Genomic DNA, 1,400 nt, shown 5'->3' on the forward strand with positions numbered 1-1,400 from the left:
CATCTCACCGAGCTGAACAGGCTGTTCACCGCCTGGGTGGAGACGGTCTATCACCGCACGGTGCACTCGGAGACCGGGCAGCCTCCGATCGAACGCTGGCTGGGTTCGATTCCCAAGCCGCTGCCGCTGCCCAGCCCCGCTGATCTTCGGGAGGCGTTTCTGTGGTCGGAGTTCCGGACGGTGACGAAGACCGCGACGGTCAGCCTGCACGGCAACACCTACGAGGTCGACCCGATGCTGAGCGGGATGAGGGTGGAGCTGGTCTTCGACCCGTTCGACCTGACCGAGATCGAGGTCAGGGCGTCGGGGAAGACGGCGGGCAAGGCGGTTCCGCACCGGGTGGGCCGTCACACGCATCCGAAGGCGAGCCCGGAGACGCCGCAGACACCGGCGCCGTCGACCGGGATCAACTACCTGAAGATTCTGGACGAGACGCACGCGGCGAACACCGCGAAGGGCATCAACTACTCGTCCCTGCTGGACGACAGGCGGGGGCCGCGATGATCGACCGTGTTCAGGGGTACTTCGGTTTCACCCGCATTCCCTTCGGCCGGGACCTGGCCCCCTCGATGCTGCACCAGCACCACTCACACCGGGAGGCCGCGGCCCGCATCGCGTGGTGCATCAACAACCGGGCGATCGGCGTGGTCACCGGCGAGGTCGGCTCCGGCAAGACCGTCGCCCTCAAGGGCGCCGTCGCCTCACTGGACCCGGCCCGGTTCACGGTGATCTACCAGCCCAACCCGGAGGTCGGCATGCGCGGCCTCTATGACCGCATCGTCACCGCCCTGGGCGGCACCCCCAAGTTCCACCTGGCCGCTCTGGCAGCCCAGGCATCCACCGCGCTGGCCGCGGAGGTCGACGAACGCGGCCGGACCCCGGCCGTCGTGATCGACGAGTCGCACCTGCTCGACCACCACGAACTCGACGCGATCCGCATGCTCACCAACTGCGAGATGGACTCCACGACACCGTTCGCGGTGTTGCTGATCGGCCAGCCCACGCTGCGGAAGCGGATGAAGCATGGCGTCCTGGCCGCCCTCGACCAGCGGATCGCGATCAGCTACCAGATGCCCACGATGACGAAGGAGGAGACCGCCAGCTACATCAAGCACCACCTCACCATCGCCGGCCGCCAGGACACGCTGTTCTCCGACGACGCCGTCGAACTGATCCACCTCACCAGCCGCGGCCTGCCTCGCTCGGTCAACAACATCGCCTGGCAGTCCCTCATCGCCGCCTTCACCGAGGAGAAGGGCATCGTCGACGAGTCCTCCACCCGCGTCGCCATCACCGAGACGCACGCGACAGAGTGACGACGAAAGCGACACCGCGTTCACGACCCGTCCCGTCGACAACCAGAACGTCACCTTCATGCACACCTTCAGCGTCGCTCAACA

The 1,400-nt window shown here is 66.9% G+C and carries 2 protein-coding genes; both read left to right on the plus strand.

The features are described 5' to 3' along the window. Window positions 1-504: Mu transposase C-terminal domain-containing protein (locus tag ABZ624_RS43100; RefSeq protein WP_360101247.1), on the plus strand; the 504-nt coding region annotated here is incomplete at its 5' end. Beyond that, window positions 501-1,316: an AAA family ATPase gene (locus ABZ624_RS43105; RefSeq protein WP_360101250.1), complete on the plus strand. Its 816-nt coding sequence runs from the start codon at window positions 501-503 to the stop codon at window positions 1,314-1,316. The genes ABZ624_RS43100 and ABZ624_RS43105, both read left to right, overlap by 4 nt. Window positions 1,317-1,400: the final 84 nt, after the last annotated feature.

The sequence above is a fragment of the Streptomyces sp. NPDC007205 genome (assembly GCF_040634095.1).
Classification (GTDB): domain Bacteria; phylum Actinomycetota; class Actinomycetes; order Streptomycetales; family Streptomycetaceae; genus Streptomyces.

Bases quoted from the DNA above. Each gene is read 5' to 3' on its own strand.
- ABZ624_RS43105 (WP_360101250.1), top strand. From the start codon at position 501: ATGATCGACCGTGTTCAGGGGTACTTCGGTTTCACCCGCATTCCCTTC.